Source organism: Parendozoicomonas verongulae (genome assembly GCF_009711465.1).
In the GTDB taxonomy this organism is placed as follows: domain Bacteria; phylum Pseudomonadota; class Gammaproteobacteria; order Pseudomonadales; family Endozoicomonadaceae; genus Sansalvadorimonas; species Sansalvadorimonas verongulae.
Window position 1 is genome coordinate 664 of sequence record NZ_SMME01000505.1, and the last position, 460, is coordinate 1,123.

General features: G+C 48.9%; 1 protein-coding gene. It reads left to right on the plus strand.

What is annotated here, in order from left to right; genetic code table 11:
• The coding region (locus tag E1189_RS01215) for a M60 family metallopeptidase (protein ID WP_230459926.1) at positions 1-460 on the plus strand (460 nt) is incomplete at both ends.

Consider the following 460-nt stretch of genomic DNA (forward strand, 5'->3'; position numbering starts at 1 on the left):
ACCTTGGTTCAAGTTGGGCAGAGATACCGCCGAGCAATGGCGTGAATACATTCGTCACTACCCTGCACCCTGGGCAGAACTTGAAGGAAAATATTCCGCTCTTGTTTTGCCCTCCGCCATGGTGCGAAATATTGAAGACCCAACGCCAATTATCAACTTTTATGACCAGGTGATTCAAAGAGCCCATGCACTGACAGGTCTCAGTGACAATGATGAAGATGAGCGCGACAGAGCCCCGGATAATCTTTACCGCTTCACAATAGATGTTCAACAAAGGCGCCGCTCTTTAGCCACAGCCAGTGGCTACGGGTTCACACTGTATTGGCTTGCTTTCAATAACCCATTCCGGTGGCTGGATTCCAATGACCCTATGGCTTCTGACGTTCTCTTTCATGAGGTTGGCCATAGTCTGGAACCTGTTCATTTTTTCTTTGAACCACCTGGAGCGACTGAGGCGTTT